We start from the raw sequence: 19,160 nt of genomic DNA, 5'->3' as shown, positions 1-19,160 counted from the left end.
TTAAAGCAAACACTGAAAAGTGAAAGTATTAAAGGGAGCATTCTGGTTTTTTGATAAAAAAATCCGTTGGTCAACTTTCCTAAGTTGACCAACGGATTATACTTAATATGCATTTTGTTTTACTTTTTCAACACGTTGTGAACGTAACAACAATACGATGAGGTATGCAATCAGTCCGAATTCGAAAGTAATGATTAATGCATGTAATAAAGCGATTATCAAATTGACGTGAGTGAAAATAGATAATGCGCCTGTTACAATCTGTAAGATAATCAATAACAAGGCTGCTGTATAACCGTAACGGATGGTACGATTATTTTGATAATGTTTGATTGCATAATTAAATGCTAGGAAAACACTGATACTTGCAATTAATGCTAAAGTTCTATGTGCAAGTTGTACCCAGTCTTGTTCAGTATGCGGAATCAGGTCATTAAACGGCAATGGCCAAGAACCGTATGCCAATGAAGATTTAGTATGTCGCACTAAAGCGCCGGTATAAATACCAACGTATAAGCAGATGGCCATTGTCCATGTATATATACGTAATTTACGATCGATATGAACTTTGTTTGCTTCATATTTTTGGTCAACATCAAAAATAATTAATGTTAAAACAAATACAGAAGAAAAACTGATAAGTGAAATACCGAAATGTAAAGCTAATACATAATCATTTTGCTGCCAAAGTACTGCAGCTGCACCAACAAGTGCTTGAATTAATAAGAAAGCTACACTGATAATACATAATGGTTTTACTTCTTTAATATACCCGATGTTTTTCCAAGCTGTTATAACTAACCATAATACAACGATTAAAGATAAAGCAGAAGTTGCTCTGTGACTGAGTTCTATAATAGTAGCGATAGGCAGATTCTGTGGTAAAAGAGCACCATGGCATAATGGCCATGAAGCGCCGCATCCATTTTCAGAACCTGTTTTAGTAACTAAAGCGCCACCTAATTGTACCCATGCCATAATAACCGTTGCTAAAATTGATAACCATTTAAGGTTACGTTTTTTAAACAATTTTAAACACCCCACTGATTATTGACATAATTAAAGGCAGGACATAAGTGAAGATGCCCTCGCCTGTGTTGTCATTCAAATAAATTGTAAAGATTTATAAACATTATATCAATAATTGTAATGGATTTTAATAGCTGACACTTTGAATTTGTGTCACAAAATTGACGATTTATAATGTCGTTAAAGTGTCACAAATTTGTCTTATTTAATCTAGTCAATAGTTACCTTTTGCTATATCATAGTATTATATGAATATTTTAAGGAGGGGCATTATGGATAAAGGACAAACTTTGTCGCAAACTTCTGGACGCGTTACCTTCAAAGAATTAAAGGCGATTATTAAAATGGGACTCGTCCAAGGTAACCTGATTCCTGCATTTGCGGGTTCATGGCTTGCAATTGTATTGGCGAATCATTCCTTCCTATCATCTATACCGCAAATTTTGTTAATGCTGATTGGGTCAACACTTATCATGGGAGGCGCATGTGCACTCAATAACTATTATGACCAAGATATTGACCGCATTATGCCTAGTAAACAAGCTAGACCAACAGTAAATGACAGAATTTCAAATAAAAATTTATTGATTTTAAGTTTTGGAATGATGGTAATTGGAGAAATTGCATTATTTATTCTTAACATACCATCAGGCGTAATCGGTTTAATGGGGATTATCGGTTATGTATCATTTTACTCAATCTGGTCTAAACGACACACAACTTGGAATACTGTAATCGGAGCTTTCCCAGGAGCAGTACCGCCAGTTATTGGATGGACAGCAATCGAGGGACAACTAAGCATGACGGCAATTGCCTTATTCTTAGTTATTTTCTGCTGGCAACCGATTCATTTCTATGCTCTAGCGATTAAACGCCAAGATGAATATTCAGCAGCGAATATTCCAATGTTACCATCTGTAAAAGGATTTAATCGTACAAGAATAGGTATGTTCGTTTGGTTGATTTTATTATTGCCATTACCATTCTTGTTAAGTGATTTAGGTCCTGTATTTATTGGATTGGCAACACTTTTAAACTTAGGTTGGATTTATTTAGGACTTACAAGTTATAAAAAGAAATCTGATCATATGAAATGGGCAACGCTGATGTTTGTTTATTCACTAAATTATTTAGTGCTGTTTTTCGCATTAGTTGTTATAATTTCTTTAATCAATATGATTTAAATAAAATTGAGATAGGATGAGATTAATGAGCCTACCTATATTACCGACTATCAGCACAAGTTGTATCCAAATCTGTGCCGTTTTGGTAGCAATCGGCTGGTATTTGATTAGAAAAGGTAAAATCGAAGCGCATAAAAAAGTAATGTTAACTGCTGCATTCTTTGCACTGACATTCTTTATTATTTATGCAAGCCGAACTTTCTTTATCGGCAACACTGCTTTCGGCGGACCCGACTGGTTGAAAGGACCGTACACTTTCTTCCTAGTTTTCCATATTATATTATCTACAGTTGGCGGTTTGCTTGGTTTAACTCAAATCATTACAGCTTTTAAAGACAAATTCAACATCCATAGAAAAATGGGACCTATTGCAGCGATTGTATGGTTCTGTACTGCTTTCACAGGTATCATCGTATATATTTTATTATATGTTATGTACCCAGGTGGAGAAACAACTTCATTATTTAAAGCTACATTTGGTTTTTAATAGCGCGGTAATCGACTGATGACAAAATGTTGTTAGTCGGTTTTTCTTTTATTTTTAATAATAAAAGACATTCCTTGCGGGTTGTTTATATAAACATGTACAATAATAATACTTAATATTGAGGTGGGCGGAGAATGAGGAATTTACTTATTAAAGTTATCGGTGTGCTATTACTCATAACTTTTCTTATTTATTTATTTTATTCGCCTCGGCTGAAATTTGATGTTTTGGAAAATCCAAATAAGAAAGCGCCGACGAAAATAGAGCAGACTCAGAAGAACAACAATCAAACAGAAAACCCTAAGCCGAAAGCAGGTATAGGTACTTGGATTAATAATGATATTAGTATGTTAACGAAGAAATTCGGACAAGCTGACCGTGTTTATGAATACCATGATAATTTTAAAAATTATGTATTCAGAGAGAATAATCAATATTATATTGTAACGGCTAAACATAATAAAATTAAATCTGTTTATGCAACAGGCAGCAAAGCTGAGATCTCACCAGTTAAAATAAATGAAAATGCATCGCATATTTTTGAAAATACAAGTATTAACCCTGAGCCTCGTTTAAAGGCAAACGGCAAAGAATATGATTTAGAATTATCTGATGAAGATATGAAAACACAGATGCTTATTAAATATGGAGATGAGTACGCACAAGTCTACATAGACCAGCAAAATAATAAGGTGGTTGGAGTCCGATTCTTAGATGCTGAAGCACTTGTATTATTCAATCCATACCAAATGACGAAAGTATCAAATGGGAAAACGGTTGAAAATGATCACAAAGAAGAACCGTACGAGCAAAATGTAAATCAATTGATGACATTGTATGAAGTTACAAATCAAATTAGAAACTTAAAAGGACTTAAACCATTTAAAGTTAATAATGATTTAGGTCATATTGCTTCTGTAAACTTGTATGAAAGCACGAACAATAAAAGTGTTGGATTTACAGAAGGTGCTTTGAAACAACAACTTGATGAAAGAGGAATCGATTTTAAATCTATGGGTCAAAACGTTGGTTATGATTTTAATGATGTGCCGACATTATTACACAGTTGGTTGAACTCTGATACCCACCGTTCTCGTTTATTGAATACCCAATATAACGAAATGGGCGGAGATGTAATGGATGGCTATTATACATTGATATTTATTGAAAAATAAGAGATAGAAGGGTGACTTGAATGATAAATACTGAAGTAATTGATGTATTGGACCAAGTAGATAAAGTAAGTGATATGATTTTGAACTCAGATATTTACCAGTCATATACAAAAGCGGGTTCAGTAATGAATGATGATCCTGAAGCTGCTGCACGTTATAATGAGTTTATGAAAAATAAAGTCAAATATGATGAAGTTATGCGTTTTGGAAAATATCATCCAGATTATCAGCAAGTGACTAGAGCAACACGCAAGTCTAAACGTGATTATGAAATGGTACCGACAGTAATGGCATATAAGCAAATGGAAGTGGAATTGCAGAATCTAGTAGATGAAGTTCTTACGATTATAGCAACTTCGATTTCAGACCATGTGAAAGTTGAAGTAGGCAATCCATTCTTCAGAACAGACATGCACGGCTGTAGCACTGGCGGTACTTGCCAATGTAAAATTCATGCATAACAATAACACCATCCAAGTTGAAAGATAATATCTTTTGATTTGGATGTTTTTTTAATGGCTTAAAAGAAATAAAAAGCAAGCCTCAGAATGAGACTTGCTGGATAAACTATTATTTTTGAACTTGATTTTGACGATATTGGAATGCCAAATCAGGACGGTCTGTCACTACTGTATGAACACCTTTATTAAAGAGATCGCTCATTAAATCTATACTGTTTACACCATAATAACCAGGTACGATGTTGCGTGAATTCAACCAACTAATTAAGCGTTGTGATGTCAATGGTATATTGTGATAAGTTGTAGGCATTTGGAAAGTATTGGCTTGTACTTCAAACATATTGCCAAGACCAGTGAAGAATTTAGTAAGACCTACTGTAACTTCTTCTTCGCTGGCACCTATTGCAACGGTACCTAAACTGATTTCATTGAAACAACGGATTTGTTCTTGATAAAAGCTTGTTACGAGCACACGATTTTGAGCGTTATGACTTACGATTGATTCATAAATTAATTCTGGTGCAATTTGTCCTTCCATAGAATCAGGATGGTCTTTTAAGTCGACGTTAATTAACATTTCAGGATAAGTTTCCAATAATTCGTCAAATGTCATCACTTTTGCATCTGGGTTGTTGCGGTAAGGTGTATCGTTATTAATATCTTTAAAATGATAACCGGCATCTAAGCGTTGGATTTCATCTAAACGATGTTCGCTGACTTTACCTGAACCGTTAGTTGTACGATCAACTTCAGCATCGTGAAAGACTATCAATTGTTCATCGCGCGTAACACGCACGTCAGTTTCAAAACCATCGACTTCATAGTCTTGCGCTGTATCAAAAGCTAGTTTAGTTAATTCAGGACGTAACGCCATTCCACCGCGATGTGCAAAAATGTACTGTTTTTTGCGCGTGAAGAATGGGGGAATAGGGTGTGATTCTGGTTGACCTTTGAATTTAGAATATAAGATAAGACCGCTGATAATACCGGCAGCTCCCGCTGCACTGTTTCTAAGTAATCTACTTATTTTTACCATATATAAAGCCTCCTATTGAGTTTGGATTTAATAGCATAAGTAAAATGGTTTCAACACGTTTGACATCGGCTTGTTGGTTATTTCCAATTTAGTCAACTCGTGATACTATAGATTAAAGTAATGGAGTGATGATAATGACAGAAATCATACCAAGAACAAGTTTGATAATCTATCTTAAACATATGAAACATGAACGTCATATACGCAAATATGGTCATATTATTTACAGTAATCGTCAACGTAAATATGTCATCATGTATATTAATGAAAATGATGCTGATCGTATTGTAAACCGACTCATGAAATTAAAATATGTGCGCCAAATTGATGGCTCACCTTATAAATATTTAAAGAAAACGTATGAAAAAGAAAAATACGAAATCAATTAATATTAGTTGTGTTATATCCTGGATTATAGCCTTTCTTACTATTGTTCAAACCTTATTGTAAAGGTGGAATCCAACGATAAAGTCGCAAGACACCAATTAAGTAATTGAAATACAGTTCTAAATCATGGAAATCATCTGTAGATTTAACGTCTAATTCATTGAGTGTTAAATCGTATTGATTTGCCCAAGTGCGAATCATTTCAGATTTTTTGTTGTCTTCTGGATGTGGATTTTTGAAGGCATTCACCATGATGTACATAGCTTGGAAATAATTGCCTTCTGTCGGGTTCATAATAATAGCTGCAGAGCTGAGCCCTTTTTTTGAATCAGGACTGTTAAAGAATACAATACGATTGATTCTTTTGTGGTCATATTCGATTAGTGTTTTGAATTCGAATAAGTCGGTGAGTCCTTCACCTAAAACGATAAATGATTGTTTCAATTGTGAAACCTCCTTGTTATCCAAATTATATTATAGAATGAGTTAGGAAGTGAAGTATAAGATGAGAGTCATTGCTGGTAAGCATAAGAGTAAAGCTTTAGAGAGCCTAGAAGGCAGAAACACACGTCCGACAATGGATAAAGTCAAAGAAGGTATTTTTAATAGTTTGCATGAGGTATCGGGTATTGGCTTGGATTTGTTTGCGGGAAGCGGTGGGTTAGGAATTGAAGCTCTTTCTCGCGGTATGGATGAAATGATTTTTGTGGATCAGAATTTTAAAGCAGTTAAAATCATAAAAAATAATTTGAAAAATTTAGATTTAACGAAGCAATCTGAAGTATACAAAAATAATGCGGATCGCGCTTTAAAGGCATTAGCTAAACGTGAAATTCAATTTGATATTATCTTTTTAGATCCTCCTTATCAAAAAGGGTTGATAGATGATGCATTAGCCAAAATTGAGGAGTTTAACTTATTGAAAAAAAGTGGTATCATCGTTTGTGAGTTTAACCATAAAGAAAATATTGATACACAATCATTTGAGGTTATTAAGCGTTATCATTATGGGTTAACAGATACTATGCTATTAGAAAAAGGAGAACGTGATGACTGAATCTAAAGCAGTAATACCAGGGAGTTTTGATCCGATTACATACGGACATATGGATATTATCGAGAGAGTCGCACAGCGTTTTGATGAAATTCATATTTGTGTGTTGAAAAACAGTAATAAGGAAGGGACATTTACTGTTGAAGAACGTATGGCTTTAATCGAAGCATCGGTCGCAGATATTCCAAATGTTGAAGTCCATCAATTTAATGGATTATTAGTTGATTTTTGTGACGAAGTGGGTGCAAAAACGATTATTAGAGGCTTACGTGCAGTTAGTGATTTTGAATATGAGTTGCGTTTGACATCAATGAATAAGAAATTAAATAGTGATGTTGAGACATTATATATGATGACAAGCACGAATTATTCATTTATCAGTTCAAGTGTGGTTAAAGAGGTTGCACAATACAAAGCTGATATTTCAGAGTTTGTACCTGAACCTGTGGAAAAGGCATTAAAAGAAAAATTCGGTAAGTAAATAAAACTCGTTTCAAAGCAATCATTGTGGGTGGCTTTGAAACGAGTTTTTTATTGTGAGAAAAAGGATCTTAGTATTTAAATAAGGCCCTTTTCAATTTCTGATATGATTATTTTCTAAACATTTTTATGCCTTTTGAAATCTAGTCTAGTCATTCAATTTCTGATACGCTCCAACAGCAACTGCTAAATCAAAATAAGCAGCACCTACACATTTAAATACAGTAATCGCATCTTCGTTTTCGCGTTTTTGATTATTAATAGACAGTGTTTTTAATTCGTCATCAATTTCTTCAAATGTAAAAGTTCCATTTTCATTTGCCTTAATTAATTCACCAGATTCTTCCTTAACACCTTCTAAGTCATCGACTACTACCCAATCTGCTTTAGGGAAGATTTTATAATCTATTTCTTTCATAGAAGGTTGATAAGAACCGATCCCATTGATATGTGTCCCAGGTTGAATATCTTCTGCATTAAATACAGGTTCATTAGAAGGCGTTTGACAGTTAATGATATCGGATTTTTTAACTAGCTCTACGACATCATCTGTCACTGTTACTTCCAAATTCGGATACGCTTTTAAAATACGTTGCTTAAAAGATTCAGCTTTTTTTGTTGTCCGGTTATAAAGTATAACTTTATCTATAGGACGAACTTCCAAGTTGCCTAAAAATTGTTCATAAGCCATACCGCCCGTGCCGATCATACCTAGAATTCTGGCATCTGGTTTACTCATATATTTAGAAGCGATACCACTTAAAGCGCCTGTACGCAATCTAGTAAGATAACTGCCGTCTATAATCGCTTCATGCTCGCCATTTTTGAGATTGGAGATGACAATTTGAGCTTGAGTTGTCGGTTTGCCTGATTTTGGATTGTCAGGTGTGATTGATGTGATTTTGACTGTACCAAGTTGTTGTTTTAAATCAACACAAGGCATATAAAGCATAGCTTTGGCACCTTCGCCTGTAGGTATTACTGTCCGCGGTGCTTGCTGGATATCTTCTAAATGAGAAAATGCTTTTTCGATATCTCGTATCGCATCTGACATTTTATAATTTTCTTCAACAAGTGCTTCTGAAAATACTTGCATCATGTGTTAATCCTCCTTATCACTTTTCCTTATTCTTTACCCTAATAACGGGTGTATTGAAATCCGTTTGTGTTTGACCAGAAATTAAGTTGTAAATTTCAGTGGCTTTAATTTCGGGTTTGAAGTATGGAGCGGTTGTTTTGTTTACATTTGTTATAAAACGACGTTCTGGGAAATCTTGTTTTAATTGTTTCAAGTAACGCTGACCTGTTTCGTTCATCCCCAAAATGCGAACGGCATTAAGGGTTGTCGGCTTATCTTGTTGTTTGAAATTTAATAAAACATTCATTAGCATTCTTTGAATTCGGGTATAAGTATAACGCTTGGTTTTGAGTTGATTCATTAACTGCTCAAAGTTATCAGATGTACTGATGCTTGATTTTAAGCGGTGTTCAAAACCTTCACTAATTGTATGAATAGCACGCAAATCATCTGATGAAGTACTCAATATTTTATATTTTAAATAAGGAAAAAGTTGATTCGTATTCATGTGCGGTTTTGCATAGAGTTCGTGAATGGAATTCGGTACAACTTGTTCCCACATTTTATCTTCTGTATTGAGTGCGTGTCTGATTGCTGTACCACTTGCGAAATGGTTATCGCTGATTGCTTGATTATGATGTTCTGTTTTATGTCTTTGTATAGAAAAAGGTTGAATAGTGGGTGCTGATTTTAAAATAGCTTGTACATAAGACAGACCTAAAATATTATTTGGTGTTTGCAGGAGGGGAGGTTCTCCTAATAGCTCACTGATAATTCTTGGATAACTTTTGCCTTCTCGCAACTTTATTTGAAATTCTGGATGTTCTTCGATATGGTTGATTTGTAAGGCAAGTTCTTCGAATGCTTGTATACTGCCTGATTCGCTTCCGAATACAAGTGCATCAGCATTCATGTAATCAGCAACTTTAACACCGAATTCTGCAAAATATTCGCCAGCTGATAATGCTGCATAAGCTGGTAGTTCGACAACTAAGTCACAAGTTGAAAGTGCCATTTGCGTGCGTATAAATTTGTTGTAAACTGCAGGTTCACCGCGCATAACAAATTGGCCGCTCATAATTGCTATCGTCACATCTGCATCTGCGATTTGACGGGCTTGTTGTGCATGATAAACATGTCCGTTATGGAAGGGATTGTATTCAGTAATTAATGCAGCGCATTTCATTTGCAATCTATCCTTTCAGAATTCATTATAATTATTGTATCAAAAAGTCAAGATGTTAAGAAAAAATCTTGACAACTTTACGCTAGAAAGTTAAAATAAATTTTGTGCTTGTTAGAGGTGAAGCCATATGAAATGGTCAATAACGCAATTAAGAAAATATCAAGGTAAGCCTTTTGAATTTGATCAAACTGTAAATTTTAATCATTTAATTGATAAATTAGGACTCATTGATTTGTCCGATATCCGAGTTAAGGGTCAGCTTGATGTCAAATCAAATGAAGTTGTTGCAGACATGCATATCACTGGTGAATATACGATGGAAGATGCTCGTGCACTAGAACCGGTCAAAGTACCGATTGACGTTGAAACAACTGAAATTTTTGATTTAGAAGGTCATGAATACAGTGACGATGAAGATGATGAAAATGAAAATTATCATCTCGCGTTAAGCGGAATGATTGATTTACGTGATATTGCAGAAGAGCTTGTCATCATAGAAAAGCCTATCCGAGCAGTGGCTGACGATAGCAGTATCGATGATATGCTGCAAGAAGGTCAAGGTTGGGAAGTTATTGACGAAGACCAATTAGAACAAAATGAACAAGCAGATGAAGGTTCTAAGAAAGTCGATCCAAGGCTTCAAAAATTACAACAATTTTATGATGAAAAGCAATAGAATTTGATGTACAATAGAGAGTATTGTAATCATTATTTTCCAAACAGTAACAAAGATTTTGTGTTTGAATTTTAAGGAGGATTAAATCATGGCAGTTCCAAAAAGAAGAACATCTAAAACTAGAAAAAATAAACGTCGTACGCACATCAAATTAGCAGTGCCTGGTATGACTGAATGCCCTAACTGCGGTGAATACAAATTATCTCACCGTGTATGTAAAAACTGTGGTTCTTACAATGGCGAAGAAGTCGTTTCAAAATAATTAATTTTTAAAGACCAATTGCTTAAATGCGCAATAGGTCTTTTTTTTAATACTTAAATTATGATTCATCTATATAATAGACGGGTGTATTAAGAATGGCTTCGTCAGTCTTTCTTTTCGCGGTTTCAAGAATCATGATAAAATAAAGAAAAAGTAGTAAATGAGGGAACGTAGCTATGGAGCAAATTACATCTGCACAAAATGCGAAGATAAAGCATGCGAATAAATTAAAAAAGAAAAAAGAACGTGACAAATCTGGGTTGGTTTTAGTAGAAGGTACACATCTTATTGATGAAGCTGTTAAAAGCCGTTTAACTATTAAGCAATTATTTATCGTTGAACCTGAAAGATTTGATATTGAGTTGATTGAAGCTGCTGAAGAACAATATCAAATTAATTTCAAAGTAGCAGAAGCATTATCTGGAACGGTGACACCGCAAGGTATCTTTGCGATTATCGAAAAACCAGACGTTTCTAAACAAGTAGAAGTTGCGAAGCAAGTACTTTTACTTGATCGTATTCAAGACCCTGGTAATTTAGGCACACTTATTAGAACAGCAGATGCGGCAGCATTAGATTTAATCGTGATGTCACCTGGTTCAGCAGATCCTTTCCAAGATAAAGTGCTAAGAGCGAGCCAAGGCAGCGTGTTTCATTTACCAATCATTTCACAAGATATTAAAGAATTTGTGCAGGATTTTGATGGTCCAGTCTACGGCACAGCATTGGATAATGCGATTAATTTTAATGAGGTAGAATCTCAAGAAAAATTTGGTTTGTTGCTCGGTAATGAAGGTCAAGGTGTTGATCCAGAATTACTTGAATATACAACACAGCGTTTGACAATCCCAATGTATGGTGAAGCTGAGAGTTTAAATGTTGCAATAGCAGGCAGTATTTTAATTTATAAATTAAAAGGTTGACCGGTAATTTTTGATTACTTATAATGAAGTATGATTACAAATGCATATATGCTGATAAAAAGACGTAAACTATAAAAATGCGTTGAACAGGGAGAATGACCGTGACTGTAAGTTATTCCAACGATATATAGTTTTTTTCACCTTTTTGGCAACTTAAAGAGATTTAAGTCGGTTAAAGACCGTTATAAATTATATAAACAAGTGTATGCGTATGCATAAATTTGGGTGGTACCACGGAAGACTTCGTCCCATATATTCGGGGAGAAGTCTTTTTTTATTGTAAAAATTTCCGCTTGAGACCGCAATATCATTAGGAGGGCTAACATGATCCAAACTGAAGAAATGAATCAGTTAAAAGCAGACGCACTTGCGGATATTTCGCAAGCAGCAGATGAAAAAGCATTACAAGATGTAAAAGTGAAGTATTTAGGTAAAAAAGGTTCTGTATCAGGACTTATGAAACAAATGAAAGATTTATCAAATGAAGAAAAACCGAAATTCGGTCAAGCTGTCAATGAAGTAAGACAAGCAATTGAAAGTGCGATTGCTGACCGTAAAAGTGTATTAGAGCAAGATCGTTTGAATAAACAACTTGAAGAAGAAACAATTGATGTTACACTTCCAAGTCGTTCTATCAAATTAGGTGCGACACATCCTTTAACACGTACAATTCAAGAAATTGAAGATTTATTCTTAGGTTTAGGTTTTGAAATCGTGAATGGATATGAAGTAGAACAAGATTACTATAACTTTGAAGCTTTAAACTTGCCGAAATCACACCCGGCACGTGATATGCAAGATACGTTCTATATCACAGAAGAAACATTATTACGTACTCATACTTCTCCAGTACAAGCAAGAACTTTAGAAAAACGCAATGGACAAGGTCCAGTTAAAATTATTTGTCCTGGTAAAGTGTATCGTCGTGATTCTGATGATGCGACACATAGTCATCAATTTACACAAATTGAAGGACTTGTTGTAGCAGAAAATATTAAAATGAGTGATTTAAAAGGGACTTTAGAATTAGTCGCTAAAAAACTCTTCGGTGAAGAGCGTGAAATACGTTTACGCCCTAGTTACTTCCCATTTACAGAACCATCAGTTGAAGTTGATGTATCTTGTTTCAAATGTGGAGGCAAAGGTTGCAACGTATGTAAGCAAACAGGTTGGATAGAAATTTTAGGTGCAGGTATGGTTCATCCGAATGTACTTGAAATGGCAGGTTTTGACTCTTCTAAATATACTGGATTTGCATTCGGTATGGGACCTGATCGTATCGCAATGTTGAAATACGGTATAGAAGATATTCGTTATTTCTATACAAATGACGTTCGATTCCTAGACCAATTCAAAGCTGTTGAAGATAGAGGTGAAGCATAATGTTAATATCAAAAGAATGGTTAGAATCATTAGTTGCAGTCAATGAACCCGTTAACGATTTAGCAGAACGAATTACACGTACGGGAATTGAAGTTGACGATATTATTGATTATAGTGCAGAGATTAAAAAATTAGTTGTCGGTTATATTGAGAGTAAAACGCAACATCCAAATGCAGATAAATTAAATATTTGTAAAGTAGACATCGGTGAAGAAGAACCTGTACAAATTGTATGCGGTGCACCGAATGTAGATGCTGGACAATATGTTATCGTTGCTACTGTCGGTGGTCGTTTGCCAGGCGGCATTAAAATCAAACGTGCGAAATTACGTGGTGAACGTTCTGAAGGTATGATTTGTTCATTACAAGAAATTGGACTTTCAAGCAATGTAGTACCTAAAGCATTTGAAGAAGGAATTTATAATTTCCCAACAGAAGTGAAACCGGGTACAAATGCATTAGAGGCATTATATTTAAACGACCAAGTAATGGAGTTTGATTTAACACCAAACCGTGCAGACGCATTGAGCATGGTAGGTACAGCTTATGAAACTTCAGCATTATATGGTGCACCTTTAACATTACCTGAAACTCAACCAGATACAATCAGTACTTCAGCTGGAGAAGAACTATCTGTTAAAGTAGATAATCCAGAAAAAGTACCTTATTATAGTGCACGTGTTGTTAAGAATGTGAAAATTGCACCATCACCTGTATGGATGCAAGCACGTTTAATGAAAGCAGGCATCCGTCCAATTAATAATGTTGTAGATATATCAAACTATGTATTATTAGAATACGGTCAACCACTTCATATGTTTGACCAAGATCATATCGGATCAAAAGAAATTGTTGTTCGCCAAGCTGAAGCAGGCGAAAAAATGACAACACTTGATGATACAGAACGAGAATTAAAAGCTTCTGATATTGTTATTTCAAATGGTAAAGAACCTATCGCGCTTGGCGGTGTAATGGGCGGAGATTTTTCTGAAGTTACAGATCAAACACAAAATGTCGTTGTTGAAGGTGCGATCTTCGATCCAGTAAGCATTCGCCATACATCACGCAGATTAAACTTGCGCAGCGAAGCATCAAGTCGTTTTGAAAAAGGTATTGCTACAGAATTTGTGGATCAAGCAGTAGACCGTGCTTGCTATTTATTAGAACATTATGCAAGTGGTGAAGTACTAGAAAATCGCGTGGCAGCAGGTGATTTAGGTGAATTTATTACACCAATTCAAATTACTGTAGATAAAATCAATGGCACAATCGGTTCAGAAATGTCTGTTGAAGATATCGTGAAATCATTTGAACAACTTGGCTTTAACACTGAAAATAATGATGGCAATTTAACAGTACAAGTTCCTTCACGTCGTAAGGACATTAAAATTAAAGAAGATTTAATTGAAGAAGTTGCACGTATCTATGGATATGATGAAATACCTTCAACTTTACCAGTTTTTGAAGACGTGACAAGCGGACATTTAACAGACCGTCAATCAAAAACACGTATCGTGAAAAACACGATTGAAGGCGCAGGCTTAAGTGAAGCGATTACGTATTCATTGATTTCTAAAGACCGTGCAAAAGAATTCTCAGTCAGCGACCGTCCGAATATCGAACTATTAATGCCGATGAGTGAAGCACACGCAGTATTGCGTCAAAGTTTATTACCACACTTAATTGATGCAGCAGCTTATAATGTTGCACGTAAAAATGACAATGTATTCCTATATGAAATCGGCCGTGTCTTCTTTGCTAACGGTGAAGGAGAATTACCAGATGAAGTGGAATATTTAAGTGGTATTATGACTGGCGAATATAGCGGTAATGCTTGGCAAGGTAAAAAAGAAAATGTTGATTTCTATCTTGCGAAAGGTATCATCGATGCTATTGCAGAAAAATTAGATATCACATTTGAATATGAAGCAGCTAAGATGGATGGATTGCATCCAGGACGTACAGCTAATGTGTTATTAAATGGAGATGTCATTGGTTTCATCGGAGAATTGCATCCGCAACTTGCTGAACAAAATGATTTGAGACAACGTACGTATGTATTTGAATTGAACTACGATAAAATCATGAATGTTTCTGTAGGTTATATTAATTATGAAGCAATTCCTAAATATCCGGGTGTAACAAGAGATATTGCTTTAGAAGTAGATAAAGACATGACTGCTGCTGAATTGATTCATACAATCAAAGCACATGGTCATGATATTTTACAAGATGCACAAGTATTTGATGTCTATGAAGGTGAACATATGGAAGCAGGTAAAAAATCAGTTGCCATTCGTATTGCTTACTTAGATAGAGAAAATACATTGACTGATGAACGTGTAACTGCTGTTCATGACGAAATTGTTGAAGCATTAACAGCACAAGGCGCTGTAATCAGATAATAAAAATATAAAGCCGTTTCCCAAAGTTGAATGTTGGAATCATCAACAGGGGAAGCGGCTTTTTCTATGAATTAGTGTTTTTTATTATATAAAGCTAATGCTTTGTCACGGTTTTTAAAGTGAGCTTTTGATATAGAATCTAATTTTGAAACACCATATTTCTCAATGACTTTTGCAGCAAATAAATCAACTTTATTACTAGCACCTTTTGGTACAGTTGTATGTAATTCACTACCGATTTGGTCCATATGCTTTACAAAAGCATAACGTGAAATAATACTTGCGGCAGCAATTGCGATAGACTTAGATTCACCTTTAGTTTCGAAATGCGTTTTATCAGGATAAGGCATTTGAGATAATGCATAATTTTGATAAACACCGCGCACAGCAAACTGATCAATCACAATATAATCTAAAGGTTCATGGCTTTTTGAAATCTTATCAACTACATTTTGAATGGCTTGGTTATGCAAAACAGCTTTCATTTTGACTTGTGACCAGCCTTTACGTTGTTGTTCGTTATATTTATCATTTTTCATTGTCAGCAATGAATGGGGAATAAAGGTAATAATTTGTTCAGCAATTTCTACAATTTTAGCATCCGTTAATTTTTTAGAATCATCTACACCGAGTGTTTTTAAAATTTCTGCGTTTTTCTTTGAAACATATGCAGCACAGACTGTTAAAGGACCGAAATAATCGCCACTTCCAGCCTCATCACTGCCGATACAGTCGGCTTTGTTGAAAGGGTAAGTTTGATTGGATGATTTTGTATTTTTCTTTGAAGATGATTTTCCAGAAACTGCAGCTTCTTTTTTACCAAGTAGTTGTTGAGCTATTTTTTCAGCTTGATTGCCTTGAAACATCACTTTGCCAGAATTGTAAATATTGATAGTTGTACCTTGGTATTTTGTTCGTGCACGCATACCAAGAGGCAAATTATCTGTTGAAAAATTAGTTTTATTCATTAATTGTTGAATCTCTGATTCTGTTAATTTATATACGGCATTTGCCATGACTAAACTCCTTGCTTTTAAAAAATAATTTAAATCTATTTTACTATATTGAAACTCTAAAACAAATTGACTTATTTTACATTTACTTTAAGTTATGTTGTAAAAAGGCAGTCACTACTTACATATTAAATATGACTCGTGTATAATGGTTCGTGATGAAGAGCAGAAACATTTCTTGTATAAGAAGTCAAATTTTAAGTTAAGAAATCATCTGCTGAAAAATGATAAATGGATTGGCAATAAGAAGATTGGGCTTATTGTCATGAGTAAATATTCATAATTTACGCGAGATAGGAGTTATCATATGGGTGAATTTAAAAATAGAATCAATGTAACGATTAATAATAAAAATTATACAATAGTCGGTGAAGATAATCCTGAACATATTCGTTATGTCGCACATTTAGTGGACGAAAAGATACAAGAATTGGGACGTAAAAGCGCTGGGTTAGATACGACACGCAAAGCAGTGCTGACTGCTGTAAATATCATGCATGAAAAAGTGATTTTAGAAGAAGAAAATCGTCGTTTAACTCATGAATTGAATCGTTTAAAAAATCAAGACCATTAGGTTCTGCCTATGATATTGAATTTTCTTATATTTTGTGTGTTTATAATCATTGCAGCAATGGGATTTCGCAGGGGAATATGGCTGAGCGTATTGCATTTTGCCACTACCATTGCATCATTTATGATCGCTGCACAATTTTATCAACCAATTGCTGAAAGATTAGAATTATTTCTGCCATTTCCAAAAACGCAAGCCGCTTTAACGAAGTACTATATCGATTATTCCGATACACATTTGCGATTTGAAGCTATTGTGGCATTTATTTCAATCTTTATTCTCAGCAAGTTTATTTTATATCTTATTTTAACCGTGTTTGATAAAATGACGTATATCAATCGCCTCACATTACTAAGCAGAGGTGCGGGTGTAGTTTTAAGCTTTTTAAGTTCAATTATTGTCTTATTACCTGTATTATATATGTGCAGTTTATATCCGAGCGAATGGATACAAAGCCAATTCTCACATTCTATCATTGCACAATTAATTTTGTTTCATACCCCGTATTTATCATCTTTTGTGATGGCACTATAATTTCATTTTTAAAAGAAGAAACGATGAAGAGGCGCCGCTTTTCGTACATCAAAAACTTTGATAGCCGAACTGCTTTATGTCTCTCTTTTTATTGGAGGGGAAAAAAATGAGTCAAAAGATAACGAAAAAAGATGTTGTTCGTTTACTGGAAAAGATCGCAACTTATATGGAACTTAAAGGAGAAAATGCATTTAAAGTTTCTGCATACCGCAAAGCAGCACAAAGTTTAGAAACGGATGAGCGAACTTTGGATGAAATTGATGACGTTACCGAATTAAAAGGTATTGGCAAAGGTGTTGGTGAAGTGATTAATGAGTATCTGTCAACAGGCCAATCAGAAACATTAGAAGCGTTAGAAAAAGAAGTGCCTGAAGGTTTGGTACCGTTATTGAAAATCCAAGGATTAGGCAGCAAAAAAATTGCGAAATTATATAAAGAATTAGGTATTACAAATAAAGAAACATTGCAAAAAGCATGTGAAAACAATGAAGTCAGTGCATTGAGCGGTTTCGGCAAAAAAACAGAAGAAAATATTCTAGCAGGGGTAAAAGCCTTAAGTGAAAGAAAAACACATTTTCCAATTAACCTACTTATTAAATTGAATAATGAAATTGAAGAATATTTAACGACCATTGAAGGTATTGATAAATTTCATGTGGCAGGAAGTTTCCGTCGTGTTAAAGAAATGAGTAAAGATTTAGATTATATCATCAGTTCAACGCAACCGGAAAATGTGCAAAAAGCTTTATTAGAGATACCGCATAAAGTAAAAGATGTTGCTGTGGGTTTAACAAAAGTATCTGTAGAAGTCGAGTTTGATGATGAAGTGATTGAAATTGACTTCAGAATTATTGAACCAGCAGCGTACTATCATACTTTACAGCATTTTACAGGCTCAAAAGATCATAATATCCGTATTCGCCAGTTAGCAAAAGAACGTGATGAAAAAGTAAGTGAATACGGTATTGAACAAGCAGATGGTACATTATTGCAATTTGATAGTGAAGCTGCAATATATGAACACTTCGGCAGACCATGGATTGCACCGCCGATGCGTGTTGATGGTTCTGAATTTGATCGTGATTTATCTGATATTGTGACATTAGATGATATCAAAGGCGATGTGCACATGCATACGACAATGAGCGATGGTGCTTTCAGTTTACAAGAAATGATAGAAGCGAATATCGCAAAAGGGTATGAGTATATGGTCATAACAGACCATTCACGTAGTTTAAGAGTTGCGCATGGTTTAGAAATTGAACGTTTATTGCGTCAAAATGAAGAGATTAAGAAATTGAATGAAGCATATGACGAAATTGATATTTATTCTGGAACTGAAATGGACATCTTGCCGGATGGTACGATGGACTATCCAGATGAAGTATTAGCACAATTGGATTACGTTATTGCTTCTATTCATCAAAGTTTCGGTCAAACTGAAGAAGAAATTATGCATCGCTTAGCATCGGCATGCCGTAATCCGTATGTCCGTCATATTGCGCATCCAACTAGACGTATTATCGGACGTCGAGATGGATATAAAGTTAATTTACAGCAATTATTTGATTTGGCGCGTGAAACGGGTACAATCTTAGAAATTAATGCTAACCCGCAACGTCTTGACTTAAGTGCTGAAGTGTTAAGACCTGTGCACGATATTATGGTAACCATTAATACAGATGCACATCATATTGAAAACTTAGAATTGATGAAATATGGTGTCGCAACGGCACAAAAAGCATTTATTAATAAAGAACGTGTTTTAAATACAATGAGTCGAAAAGACTTTAAATCGTTTATTGAAAATAATAAAAAATTACAGAAATAGGGGAA

Annotated in this window: 21 protein-coding genes; 15 read left to right on the top strand and 6 right to left on the bottom strand. The window is 34.7% G+C overall.

Going from position 1 to position 19,160, the window contains the following annotated elements; genetic code table 11:
- Positions 1–102: 102 nt before the first annotated feature.
- Entirely contained in the window at positions 103–1,029 is a 927-nt protein-coding gene (locus tag DYE31_RS08745) for a COX15/CtaA family protein (RefSeq protein ID WP_015899993.1), read from the bottom strand.
- Positions 1,030–1,301: 272 nt separating this feature from the next.
- Here DYE31_RS08745 and cyoE point away from each other — a divergent pair, with 272 nt between their 5' ends.
- The 4 genes from cyoE to DYE31_RS08725 all read left to right on the top strand — a co-directional run bounded on the left by cyoE (position 1,302) and on the right by DYE31_RS08725 (position 4,336).
- On the top strand, positions 1,302–2,213 hold the full coding sequence (gene cyoE, locus DYE31_RS08740) for a heme o synthase (protein ID WP_015899994.1): 912 nt from the start codon (positions 1,302–1,304) through the stop codon (positions 2,211–2,213).
- 25 nt (positions 2,214–2,238) lie between these two features.
- Complete coding sequence (locus tag DYE31_RS08735) at positions 2,239–2,700, top strand: DUF420 domain-containing protein (protein WP_015899995.1); 462 nt, start codon at positions 2,239–2,241, stop codon at positions 2,698–2,700.
- 134 nt (positions 2,701–2,834) lie between these two features.
- Positions 2,835–3,875 carry a CAP domain-containing protein gene (locus tag DYE31_RS08730; RefSeq protein WP_015899996.1) on the top strand — a complete coding sequence of 347 codons (1,041 nt, stop codon included), beginning with the start codon at positions 2,835–2,837 and terminating at the stop codon, positions 3,873–3,875.
- Between the two features lie 20 nt (positions 3,876–3,895).
- Positions 3,896–4,336, top strand: coding sequence for a YlbF/YmcA family competence regulator (locus DYE31_RS08725; protein WP_015899997.1), 441 nt, complete (start codon positions 3,896–3,898; stop codon positions 4,334–4,336).
- Positions 4,337–4,445: 109 nt separating this feature from the next.
- Here the strand turns inward: DYE31_RS08725 and DYE31_RS08720 are convergent, their stop codons facing one another.
- Positions 4,446–5,372 (bottom strand): glycerophosphodiester phosphodiesterase, encoded by a 927-nt coding sequence (locus DYE31_RS08720; protein ID WP_015899998.1) that lies wholly within the window; start codon positions 5,370–5,372, stop codon positions 4,446–4,448.
- Positions 5,373–5,506: 134 nt separating this feature from the next.
- On the opposite strand from DYE31_RS08720, the gene DYE31_RS08715 reads away from it, so the two are divergent.
- Complete coding sequence (locus tag DYE31_RS08715; protein WP_015899999.1) at positions 5,507–5,761, top strand: DUF2129 domain-containing protein; 255 nt, start codon at positions 5,507–5,509, stop codon at positions 5,759–5,761.
- A gap of 52 nt (positions 5,762–5,813) precedes the next feature.
- Here the strand turns inward: DYE31_RS08715 and DYE31_RS08710 are convergent, their stop codons facing one another.
- Complete coding sequence (locus DYE31_RS08710) at positions 5,814–6,203, bottom strand: DUF7147 family protein (RefSeq protein ID WP_053464835.1); 390 nt, start codon at positions 6,201–6,203, stop codon at positions 5,814–5,816.
- A 61-nt stretch (positions 6,204–6,264) separates the two neighbouring features.
- On the opposite strand from DYE31_RS08710, the gene rsmD reads away from it, so the two are divergent.
- Positions 6,265–6,816 (top strand): 16S rRNA (guanine(966)-N(2))-methyltransferase RsmD, encoded by a 552-nt coding sequence (gene rsmD / locus DYE31_RS08705; RefSeq protein WP_015900001.1) that lies wholly within the window; start codon positions 6,265–6,267, stop codon positions 6,814–6,816.
- Positions 6,809–7,294 (top strand): pantetheine-phosphate adenylyltransferase, encoded by a 486-nt coding sequence (coaD, locus tag DYE31_RS08700; RefSeq protein WP_015900002.1) that lies wholly within the window; start codon positions 6,809–6,811, stop codon positions 7,292–7,294. Before rsmD ends, coaD begins: the two co-directional genes overlap by 8 nt.
- 147 nt (positions 7,295–7,441) lie before the next feature.
- On the opposite strand, the gene DYE31_RS08695 is transcribed toward coaD, so the two are convergent.
- Together DYE31_RS08695 and DYE31_RS08690 are read right to left on the bottom strand one after the other, a co-directional pair.
- Positions 7,442–8,389 carry an ornithine cyclodeaminase family protein gene (locus tag DYE31_RS08695; protein ID WP_041613101.1) on the bottom strand — a complete coding sequence of 316 codons (948 nt, stop codon included), beginning with the start codon at positions 8,387–8,389 and terminating at the stop codon, positions 7,442–7,444.
- A 19-nt stretch (positions 8,390–8,408) separates the two neighbouring features.
- Entirely contained in the window at positions 8,409–9,557 is a 1,149-nt protein-coding gene (locus tag DYE31_RS08690; protein WP_015900004.1) for a nucleotidyltransferase, read from the bottom strand.
- A gap of 127 nt (positions 9,558–9,684) precedes the next feature.
- On the opposite strand from DYE31_RS08690, the gene DYE31_RS08685 reads away from it, so the two are divergent.
- The 5 genes from DYE31_RS08685 to pheT all read left to right on the top strand — a co-directional run bounded on the left by DYE31_RS08685 (position 9,685) and on the right by pheT (position 15,206).
- Positions 9,685–10,233 (top strand): YceD family protein, encoded by a 549-nt coding sequence (locus DYE31_RS08685; RefSeq protein ID WP_115314383.1) that lies wholly within the window; start codon positions 9,685–9,687, stop codon positions 10,231–10,233.
- An 88-nt stretch (positions 10,234–10,321) separates the two neighbouring features.
- Entirely contained in the window at positions 10,322–10,495 is a 174-nt protein-coding gene (gene rpmF / locus DYE31_RS08675) for a 50S ribosomal protein L32 (RefSeq protein WP_046100555.1), read from the top strand.
- Between the two features lie 176 nt (positions 10,496–10,671).
- On the top strand, positions 10,672–11,418 hold the full coding sequence (locus tag DYE31_RS08670) for a TrmH family RNA methyltransferase (protein WP_015900007.1): 747 nt from the start codon (positions 10,672–10,674) through the stop codon (positions 11,416–11,418).
- Between the two features lie 324 nt (positions 11,419–11,742).
- Positions 11,743–12,801: a phenylalanine--tRNA ligase subunit alpha gene (pheS, locus tag DYE31_RS08665; protein ID WP_015900008.1), complete on the top strand. Its 1,059-nt coding sequence runs from the start codon at positions 11,743–11,745 to the stop codon at positions 12,799–12,801.
- On the top strand, positions 12,801–15,206 hold the full coding sequence (gene pheT, locus DYE31_RS08660; RefSeq protein ID WP_115314382.1) for a phenylalanine--tRNA ligase subunit beta: 2,406 nt from the start codon (positions 12,801–12,803) through the stop codon (positions 15,204–15,206). Before pheS ends, pheT begins: the two co-directional genes overlap by 1 nt.
- 71 nt (positions 15,207–15,277) lie before the next feature.
- Here the strand turns inward: pheT and rnhC are convergent, their stop codons facing one another.
- Positions 15,278–16,222 carry a ribonuclease HIII gene (rnhC, locus tag DYE31_RS08655; protein ID WP_015900010.1) on the bottom strand — a complete coding sequence of 315 codons (945 nt, stop codon included), beginning with the start codon at positions 16,220–16,222 and terminating at the stop codon, positions 15,278–15,280.
- A 304-nt stretch (positions 16,223–16,526) separates the two neighbouring features.
- Between rnhC and zapA the strand changes: the two genes are divergently transcribed.
- From zapA to polX, 3 genes are all read left to right on the top strand, one after another.
- The gene (gene zapA / locus DYE31_RS08650; RefSeq protein WP_015900011.1) at positions 16,527–16,793 is read left to right on the top strand and encodes a cell division protein ZapA; all 267 of its coding nucleotides are present in this window, start codon (positions 16,527–16,529) and stop codon (positions 16,791–16,793) included.
- 9 nt (positions 16,794–16,802) lie between these two features.
- Positions 16,803–17,324 (top strand): CvpA family protein, encoded by a 522-nt coding sequence (locus tag DYE31_RS08645; RefSeq protein WP_015900012.1) that lies wholly within the window; start codon positions 16,803–16,805, stop codon positions 17,322–17,324.
- A 118-nt stretch (positions 17,325–17,442) separates the two neighbouring features.
- Positions 17,443–19,155 carry a DNA polymerase/3'-5' exonuclease PolX gene (gene polX, locus DYE31_RS08640; protein WP_041613102.1) on the top strand — a complete coding sequence of 571 codons (1,713 nt, stop codon included), beginning with the start codon at positions 17,443–17,445 and terminating at the stop codon, positions 19,153–19,155.
- The last annotated feature ends 5 nt before the right edge of the window (positions 19,156–19,160 follow it).

This window comes from Staphylococcus carnosus (genome assembly GCF_900458435.1).
Lineage (GTDB): Bacteria > Bacillota > Bacilli > Staphylococcales > Staphylococcaceae > Staphylococcus > Staphylococcus carnosus.
Note: the sequence above shows the minus strand (reverse complement) of the source record. Positions and strands in the feature narration are given on the sequence as shown.

Coding starts and splice junctions, on each gene's coding strand:
- cyoE (WP_015899994.1), top strand. CDS start 1,302: ATGGATAAAGGACAAACTTTGTCGCAAACTTCTGGACGCGTTACCTTC.
- DYE31_RS08735 (WP_015899995.1), top strand. CDS start 2,239: ATGAGCCTACCTATATTACCGACTATCAGCACAAGTTGTATCCAAATC.
- DYE31_RS08730 (WP_015899996.1), top strand. CDS start 2,835: ATGAGGAATTTACTTATTAAAGTTATCGGTGTGCTATTACTCATAACT.
- DYE31_RS08725 (WP_015899997.1), top strand. CDS start 3,896: ATGATAAATACTGAAGTAATTGATGTATTGGACCAAGTAGATAAAGTA.
- DYE31_RS08720 (WP_015899998.1), bottom strand. CDS start 5,372: ATGGTAAAAATAAGTAGATTACTTAGAAACAGTGCAGCGGGAGCTGCC.
- DYE31_RS08715 (WP_015899999.1), top strand. CDS start 5,507: ATGACAGAAATCATACCAAGAACAAGTTTGATAATCTATCTTAAACAT.
- rsmD (WP_015900001.1), top strand. CDS start 6,265: ATGAGAGTCATTGCTGGTAAGCATAAGAGTAAAGCTTTAGAGAGCCTA.
- coaD (WP_015900002.1), top strand. CDS start 6,809: ATGACTGAATCTAAAGCAGTAATACCAGGGAGTTTTGATCCGATTACA.
- DYE31_RS08695 (WP_041613101.1), bottom strand. CDS start 8,389: ATGCAAGTATTTTCAGAAGCACTTGTTGAAGAAAATTATAAAATGTCA.
- DYE31_RS08690 (WP_015900004.1), bottom strand. CDS start 9,557: ATGAAATGCGCTGCATTAATTACTGAATACAATCCCTTCCATAACGGA.
- DYE31_RS08685 (WP_115314383.1), top strand. CDS start 9,685: ATGAAATGGTCAATAACGCAATTAAGAAAATATCAAGGTAAGCCTTTT.
- rpmF (WP_046100555.1), top strand. CDS start 10,322: ATGGCAGTTCCAAAAAGAAGAACATCTAAAACTAGAAAAAATAAACGT.
- DYE31_RS08670 (WP_015900007.1), top strand. CDS start 10,672: ATGGAGCAAATTACATCTGCACAAAATGCGAAGATAAAGCATGCGAAT.
- pheS (WP_015900008.1), top strand. CDS start 11,743: ATGATCCAAACTGAAGAAATGAATCAGTTAAAAGCAGACGCACTTGCG.
- pheT (WP_115314382.1), top strand. CDS start 12,801: ATGTTAATATCAAAAGAATGGTTAGAATCATTAGTTGCAGTCAATGAA.
- rnhC (WP_015900010.1), bottom strand. CDS start 16,222: ATGGCAAATGCCGTATATAAATTAACAGAATCAGAGATTCAACAATTA.
- zapA (WP_015900011.1), top strand. CDS start 16,527: ATGGGTGAATTTAAAAATAGAATCAATGTAACGATTAATAATAAAAAT.
- DYE31_RS08645 (WP_015900012.1), top strand. CDS start 16,803: ATGATATTGAATTTTCTTATATTTTGTGTGTTTATAATCATTGCAGCA.